The following is an 8,236-nucleotide window of genomic DNA, read 5'->3' as shown; positions in this document are numbered from 1 at the left end:
TAGTTTAGTTGTTATTAGTATAAAGCTGGCGCGATCTCTATCCCATTATCTCCCCCCCCCCTCAACATCCCCCAACTCCCAATATCACTACTTTTTTCCCTCTCAAACCTAGATTTACCACCCCCATCGCTCTATATTTATTATTTTATACAAATACATATTATAAGGAGATTTAATATAATGTTTAAATTAAAATATTTTTGCTTGGGACTAATCCTATGTCTCATTAGCTGTGATCTAATCCTCAATGGCAATGAAAATACATCTGCTAAGTTACTAAAAAAAGCTTACTCTATCTTGGAGCCAACTCAAAAATAATCCTTCAAACAATACTCTACAAGATAATATCATTAACTTTAACACCTCACCTATCATTAATGAAAAATCTACACCTCAAGCTATTAACCAAATTACTGATAATAACAATCAAAATACTAACAATGGCAATAATCATATCACAACAAAAGACCAAAATACTAACAAAGACAGTATAAAAACTCTTAACTCACCAATTATTACTAACATTAAACCACACACTAATGAAGATAACAAAAACACTCAAACAATCAATACACTAACTCAATCAGAACTTAATACAAAAATAACTGAAAACCCTACTCCAACAAACACAGATGACACAATTATCTCAAACTCACACACAAATACCCCTCCTACAATACTATCAGGTACAACTAATAATCTTAACAGCATAAGTGGTGAATCATCTATTAACTATGAATATAATAATTATATTCCATCAACAACAAAATCAGGTTCATACTCAGGACCTATGACAACCATAGAAGATGACGAAGAAGACAATGACGATGACTATGAAGATGACGAAGAAGACAATGACTATGATGAAATTGAAAAAAATCACCAAGAAATTGACAACGAAGATGAAGACGAGGATGAAGCTCAATTAAATAGAGAATACAAATCACGTTTAATAAAAACCAAAAATAGCGTTAAGAACGCTCTTAAATTAGCTAAAAAAATAAACAAACACTGGGAAACCATTAAGTTTAATGAAATAAAAATAAATCCTATTTATGGAAAAAAACCCGAAGAATCTGAAAAACAAAAATCTCAAGACATATTACATAAATTTACAAAAAACAAATTAACCAAAAAACTCACAAAACTCTCAAACGCAATTCAAGAAAGTCTAAGTGATGCTATACATCTTACTACTAATGATTTTGGATACCCTGGCAACCTCCAAAAAGACCAAAAAGCAAAAACAAAATTAGATACAATTAAAACAGAAGTAAACATTTTATTATCAAAAGTGCAAAAAAGTCATCACAATGATTACAAAGTATACGAAGAATTAAGCTCTCTCAGAGGCATATTGCCCCCAAGTACCAAAAGTGAGTTAAAGGAAGTACTAAGATTACTTTATGGTACCACTGGTGCTAGATAAATCTTTATATTTAAAAACAATTACTTAAATAAACACTAATAAGATAGGCTTATAAGCCTATCTTTTTTTTATATGCTCAAAAAACTTTTCTCACAAATTTGATAATTTCACTTTTATGATATATACTTATTATTAAATAATAATAAGTATTAATTGATAATTAGTGCTCTGAAATTTAAAAAGGAAAATATTTTTATGACAAATCCATTAGTTTCATTACTAACCTTAGGAGTAATATCTTGCAATATTACTCCTATATCAAGTCAAGAACACACGTTAAGTTATATGCAAGATCATAACTTACAAGACAAAAAAATAGATACTTCTATATATCCTAAAGAAGATAAAAAAGAAAATACTATTCAAGTAAAACACGAAAAACTAACACAAGAGAATATAAAAAGCTTACAAGAGTTTCTCATTGATTCCAAAGATTACTATACTAATCTAAACACTATTTACAATCATTATATTCAATATATAGATCAAATTATGACCTATATTCAGTGTAATGAGTCAAGCATAGATTTTTGCATTAGCAATACAAATTCTACAATACGAAAAGAAGCTATTGAAAAACTCAATAACTCTAACCTAATCAAAGATTTTCAAACTTTAGCTGCATCTTTAAAAAATACTAATCTAGAAGGATTCAATAACTCAATTAAAAACTTAAAACAAGTTATACACCAAACCTATCTTGCAAAAGAGCAAACCACTACCAATACATTGAAAACTGTCAAAAATACAGCTGATGCTTTTATAACTGCTATAAATAGTTCAGTAACAACTTATATTGATGCCTTTGTTAACACTGTTTCTAACTTTAACTCTAACACTTTCATCTCTGCTGCTCACAATTTTGCTAATGCTGCCAAAACTTTAAATAAAGAAGTTAATATTGCAGCTCTTACGCCTATTATTGGTACACTAAGAATTATGACTTTTCAATTAGACAACTCTATAGAACAACTAAAACAATATGCTATCAATTTAGATGATTATGAATATACTGGAGGAACAATTTTCGCTAACGCCATTGATACACTAATTTCTGCTTATAAACATGCTACTAATTAAACATCAAATAATAAAATAAATAAGGATCTCTATATAATAGAGATCCTTGCCAATTAAATGCTTATACATACTTTTAAACATAAAGTTCATGATAAGGATACATAGAATATAAACCCTGTTATCAAAAAGCTTTGTCCAAACGCTCATCCGCAATTTAAAATTCCATCCTTACAGACAGTTTGAAAATACCTTTGAAATTTGGTGATGTCATTTACTTTATTTACTTCATGACATCACCAAATTTGAAAGGTATTCATATAAACAAAAATAGAATCTAATAAAATTAGACCCTATCTCACTCTAAAAAATAATTAAATTATTAATCACATACTAATTCACCATAAATATGTTATATACTATTTCTTTTTAACTGCTAATAATGCTTCATATGCACTCTTTAACCCAGCAAAATCTTTATCCGCTTTTTGTCTCTCAACTCTAAGATTATCTAACTCCGATTCTACTTTCTTAAACATACTTTCTGCTTTACTCAAGCTAAGCTGCGCATTTGATATATTATCTATCATAAGCTGCACATAATAATAACCGCTCAACCTTGCCTGTGCCGATTCACCTAAAGCAGACTTAATAAGACCCTTTGCATACTCAGCATCAGCTTTTACATGTTTTAATGCATGAAATTGCTCATTATACCCTACTACTGCAACATGTCTACTATCTTTAACTGTCTTAATTGCTTCATCTAAATAAGGCAAAGTGTTCGTTACATGATTATTTCCAGGAACACCTCTTCTTGCCTCATTAAAATCAGACTCAGCTCTTATAACAAAAGCTTCCATATTCTTAAGTTCTGACAATGATTTCTCCAACTCATCATAAATTGCATTTACCGCAGCTAAATTAACATCAATTTTTTTCTTAATTTCACTGGCCTCAGCATCCTTACCAGTAAGATAAGATTCTTGAACCGCAGTTAATTTAGGTTGAGATAAGTTAATACTTTTTTCCCTAAAGTCTTTATTTCTTACTACATCCCTTTTAACCTTTGAAACATCTACCTTATTTTCTTTATCCTCTTGATTTTCTTCTTTAGAATTTAAACCTTCTGCATTATCGGTTTCTTCTAAAAATTTTTCTCTTGCTTTGCCTAACAATTCATCAAGAAAATTTATATCACATGATACCAAACACATTAGTGTTAACACACATATTGCTAAAACATTCTTATTCATATTTCCTCTCCTAGATTATCTACATTACCCAAACATTAAATCTCAATATCTAAATAAAAATAAATAACTAATATCAAATATACACCGTTTATATTAACATTAAATAAATTCACTAAAATATACCTAGTTACTCTTTTACTAATTAAAGTTAATCTTATAAAGATTATCTATATCTAACTACAAAGCCTTAGCAATGAAACAATTTCCTATAATATTGTTTCTTAGTGCAAACTTTAATGACTCAAACTCCAGTAAACATATCAAAAAAAGGAAATAAAAACAGTTAAGAAGTCATTACCTAAATTAGCTAGTGAGGAGAAGAAATTATTTCTCTTCTCAAGTTCTTCTATTCCATTATTACAAGAAAGGAATAGAGAGATAAATAATATTGCACAAATACTTTTTATCCTAATATTTTTAATATTTATTTTCATAATTACGTGCACCCTCTTATTCCATTCCTTAAATAAGGAGGTTAGACACTAAAAAAGGAAAACAGCCTTTCATATAAAGAAGTGTTTTCCTTTAATGAGTTTATTATTTTGTTTATTTATTATCTTATTATTTATTTAGCAACAGTATTAGCTTCAAAAGCCACAGGATTATCATTAGGATTAATTTTCATAGCTTCTTTAACAGCTTTAAGTCCTGCATCAATTGTATTTTTCATTGCTACAGTTAATGTATTTAGTGCTTTAGTAACAGCACTTATAACTGATACTCTGACTCCAGCAGTGTAGTCAGTTTCAGCTGTAGTAACACCAGTATTAACCCCAGGGAATTTACCACTTTTAGTCATAGCTCTTAATGCTATAGCTCCTGCTATTGTTGCATCTGTAGCATTAGCTTCAGCAGCCTTAGTAGCAGTAGCTTCACCATTTGTAACTATAGCTTTCAGTATATCAGCACCAGTTACGGCCCCAACTGCTTTTAACACATCTGCTGCAGCCCCCTTTGCATGGGTGTCACTAGTACCAACTCCAGAACTAGCTGAACTAGCAAATAAATTTCCTGCCTCACCGTTAGTTTGAATACTACCACCTTTTCTTGCACTAAGATCAGAAGCCTTTTTGTCTGTTCCAGCCTCATGATTTCCTACATTTTCCAGTACCACATCTACAATTGATTTAATTCCTTTTACTAAACTAGCAACTTCTGAACCTGCATCACCCCCTTTAGTCTTAGCAGCAACATTAGCAATTGGTTCACTAGCAGGAACATCCTTTAAAGCATCACTAGCAGTCTTAGCTCCCTGAATTATCTTAGTAAGTTTTTCACTTAAAGTTGTTACAGCAGTCTCAGTTGCAGCAGCATTATGATTGCCTTCTCTCTTCATGTTCTCAACAATTGTATTAAGCTTATCTTTAGTCCCTTGTACAGTATCATGAATTTTTTAAAATAAGCTGCAACATCAGATTTTTTAGTTTCAGTATTAAACCCTAAAACAGTACCTGTCATCTCACCAAAAGAAGTAAAGACAGATAAGAAGTCATTACCTAAATTAGCAAGTGAGGATAAGAAAGTATTTTTCTTTTGAAGTTCTTCTATCCCATTATTACAAGAAAGGAAAAGAGAGATAAATAATATTGCACAAATACTTTTTATATTTATATTTTTAATATTTATTTTCATATATTACGTGCCTCCTTTTTTCCCATCCTTTAATTAAAAGAGGCCAGATACAAAAAAGGAAAACAACTCCTATACAAGAAGTGCTTCCCTTTAATAACTTTATTATTTAGTTTACTTGTTACTTATTTAGCAATAATACCAGATTCAGTAGTTACATGAGTATCATTAGCACTTATATTCATAGCATCTTTAACAGTTTTAAGTCCTGTATCAAGGGTTTTTCTTATTTCTATAGTCAATGTATTTAGTGCCTTAGTTACCGCACTAATAGCTGCATATTGTATCTGTTGTTTTGCTCCACCATCACTACCACCAGACTTATTAGAGAATTTACCACCCTTAGCTATTGATCGTAAAACTATTCCTCCTGCTATAGTTGCATCTTTTGCATCACCAGCAGAAATAGGCTGACCATCTGAAAGAGTTTTATCGTTAATAGCCAACTTAGCGGAATTACCACCAACTTGAGCCATAGCTTGTAATATATCAGCACCAGTTACTGCGCCAACAGCTTTAGCTGCATCTTTAGCGGCTTTACCAACACCAGCAGTAGTACCAATAGCTTTCTTAGCAAAAAGAGCTATGGCTCCATTATTGGTGTTATCATCAGCATCAACATTTCTTGCACTACCATCGGCACCGCTAGTATCGACAGCAGGATTTTTATTATCACCAGAATCGGCTTTACCTTTTCCTTTGAGTACTATATCCGAAATTGTTTTAATTCCTTCAGTAATGGATTGCACTACTTTTGAATCACCTGCAACACCAACTCCATCACCACCTCCACCAAAATCAACAATAAGACCATTATCAGTATCACCAATAGCATCACTAACAGTCTTAGCACCCTCAATTATCTTGCTAAGTTGTAAATTTAAAGTTGTTACAGCAGTACCTGTAGCCTCTGCATTAGGATTATTTTGATTTTTCATATCAGTAACAATTTTATTAAGACCTGTTTTAACCCCTTGTACAGTCTCTTGAATCTTTTTAAAGTACTCACCAACCTTAGACTTTGTAGTAGTCTTATCAAAAGCTAAAACACCCCCAAATGAATCGCCAAAAGAAGTGAAGACAGATAAGAAGTCATTACCTAAATTAGCAAGTGAGGATAAGAATTGATTTTTCTTTTCAAGTTCTTCTATTCCATTATTACAAGAAAGGAATAGAGAGATAAATAATGTTGCACAAATACTTTTTATCTTAATATTTTTAATATTTATTTTCATATATTACGTGCCTCCTTTCTCCCTTCCCTTCAACTAAAGAGGGCTACATACAATAAATAAAAAGGAAAATTACTTTCCGACCCACAAAGGAACAAGTGTTTGCATCTTCAGCTTTCTTCTCATCTTGATTATTATGAAAAGCTAATTTAACTACTTTTCAAGAATGATAGTGGTAATGATCATGGTGTGCTGATAATGCCTCTGTTATTAACACTAATAACTTATAATAAGAGTGCAACTCTCATCCCTTGAAACTAAGAACAAACCAAAATTAATAATAAATTGTCAAACTAAATAATAAAATAATTTAAGGTAATTAAGGAGAAATGCATTATAAATTAAGTAACGTTCAGAATGTATATGTTTCTACAGTGAATGTAGGAATAGAACAGCAAATGCTTTTATCAACCTTACCATTCTTATACCATCCAAATTTTTTACAGTATTACCATAGTAAAGCTAAAAAAGCAGAAATACCCATAATAAGGCATTCCTGCTTATCAAAACTTAAAAAAATTGCTTCAATTAATAGTTTAAACACAAAATCATACTATTTAGCTTTAGGTTTTTCCTTCACTAGTAGAATTTTCTTTTATGCAATCACTAACATCTTTTAAACACTTATCAAGTGTTCTTCTTATAGTAGATATTATTTCATTTAAAGTCTTACTAACTGCTTCTATTAATACCGCATTTATTCCGTCTGTTGGTGCATAAGTAGCAACAGTAGCTAATGCCCCATCCTTAGCCATAGCCCTTAATGCTAAACCGGCTGCTAAGACTGATGCATTTGTACTAACACTAGCATTTGCATTTGCATTATCTTTAGTAGCAACTGCAATATCATAAGCATTTGTTGCTGCACTAATCGCACCCGCTTTCTTACTTGTACCATCCTTAGCTGCTTCAATTGCTGCTAATATATCTGCACCGCTAGCCGAATTGACTGCCATATTGGCTGCTTTTAATCCAGTAACATCAGAACCAACCTGGCTATTAGTATTAAATAGCTTTGCAATTGTATTAGACTCCGTAATAGTTTTATTAGCATTTCCTTTTAAATCAATCTTAGCATCCTTAGCTGCTTTATAAATCTCGCTAATACCTTTAACAAGCTCCTGTACACTTTTTTCACTTGCCGGAGTTGCACTCTCACCATCACCATTAGAACTAGCTATTTTTTTACTAGCTCCATCGGTAGCATCCTTAATTTTATTTGCTCCTTCAACTATCTTTTCCAAAATATTAATTGAGTTATTAATTGCTTCATCAGCTTTAGCTTTTTTTATTAAATCATATTGCTCATTTCCCTTTATGCCCTCTAATTTATCTTTAACTGATTTAACTGCGTCACCAATTTTACCTAATTGTCCCCCAACATCTTTCTTAGTTGTCTCTGCAGTAATACCAAACGAACTTGTCACCATATCAGAAAAGGAAGTAAAAATATCTAAGAATCCTTGTTTTAAATTAGATATAAAGAGTATAGAATCCTTTTTCTTCTCAAGTTCTTCTATCCCATTATTACAAGAAAGGAATAAAGAAATAAATAATGTCGCACAAATACTTCTTATACTTATATTTTTAATATTTATTTTCATATATTACGTGCCTCCTTCTTTCCACCCTTTAACTAAAAAGGACTAAAGAGGCGAAATACAATAAAAGGG

At 31.1% G+C, this 8,236-nt stretch carries 8 protein-coding genes and 1 pseudogene; 3 read left to right on the top strand and 6 right to left on the bottom strand.

Annotation, left to right across the window (positions count from 1 at the left end; genetic code table 11):
* Positions 1–180 precede the first annotated feature (180 nt).
* Positions 181–318 carry a hypothetical protein gene (locus bcCo53_RS07510; protein WP_246938463.1) on the top strand — a complete coding sequence of 46 codons (138 nt, stop codon included), beginning with the start codon at positions 181–183 and terminating at the stop codon, positions 316–318.
* A gap of 261 nt (positions 319–579) precedes the next feature.
* Here the strand turns inward: bcCo53_RS07510 and bcCo53_RS08790 are convergent, their stop codons facing one another.
* Entirely contained in the window at positions 580–711 is a 132-nt protein-coding gene (locus bcCo53_RS08790; protein WP_281507460.1) for a hypothetical protein, read from the bottom strand.
* A gap of 79 nt (positions 712–790) precedes the next feature.
* On the opposite strand from bcCo53_RS08790, the gene bcCo53_RS07505 reads away from it, so the two are divergent.
* Together bcCo53_RS07505 and bcCo53_RS07500 are read left to right on the top strand one after the other, a co-directional pair.
* On the top strand, positions 791–1,429 hold the full coding sequence (locus bcCo53_RS07505) for a hypothetical protein (RefSeq protein WP_246938462.1): 639 nt from the start codon (positions 791–793) through the stop codon (positions 1,427–1,429).
* 195 nt (positions 1,430–1,624) lie between these two features.
* Entirely contained in the window at positions 1,625–2,509 is an 885-nt protein-coding gene (locus bcCo53_RS07500; RefSeq protein WP_025408993.1) for a hypothetical protein, read from the top strand.
* Positions 2,510–2,865: 356 nt separating this feature from the next.
* On the opposite strand, the gene bcCo53_RS07495 is transcribed toward bcCo53_RS07500, so the two are convergent.
* The 5 genes and pseudogenes from bcCo53_RS07495 to bcCo53_RS07475 all read right to left on the bottom strand — a co-directional run bounded on the left by bcCo53_RS07495 (position 2,866) and on the right by bcCo53_RS07475 (position 8,167).
* On the bottom strand, positions 2,866–3,702 hold the full coding sequence (locus bcCo53_RS07495) for a hypothetical protein (RefSeq protein WP_025408992.1): 837 nt from the start codon (positions 3,700–3,702) through the stop codon (positions 2,866–2,868).
* Between the two features lie 260 nt (positions 3,703–3,962).
* Entirely contained in the window at positions 3,963–4,136 is a 174-nt protein-coding gene (locus bcCo53_RS07490) for a hypothetical protein (RefSeq protein ID WP_155806455.1), read from the bottom strand.
* A gap of 131 nt (positions 4,137–4,267) precedes the next feature.
* A pseudogene (locus bcCo53_RS07485) lies at positions 4,268–5,334 on the bottom strand (variable large family protein).
* 122 nt (positions 5,335–5,456) lie between these two features.
* Entirely contained in the window at positions 5,457–6,566 is a 1,110-nt protein-coding gene (locus tag bcCo53_RS07480; protein WP_081725106.1) for a variable large family protein, read from the bottom strand.
* Positions 6,567–7,126: 560 nt separating this feature from the next.
* On the bottom strand, positions 7,127–8,167 hold the full coding sequence (locus bcCo53_RS07475; protein WP_025409067.1) for a variable large family protein: 1,041 nt from the start codon (positions 8,165–8,167) through the stop codon (positions 7,127–7,129).
* Positions 8,168–8,236 lie beyond the last annotated feature (69 nt).

It is taken from the genome of Borrelia coriaceae (genome assembly GCF_023035295.1).
In the GTDB taxonomy this organism is placed as follows: domain Bacteria; phylum Spirochaetota; class Spirochaetia; order Borreliales; family Borreliaceae; genus Borrelia; species Borrelia coriaceae.
This window is presented reverse-complemented; position numbering and strand designations above follow the sequence as displayed.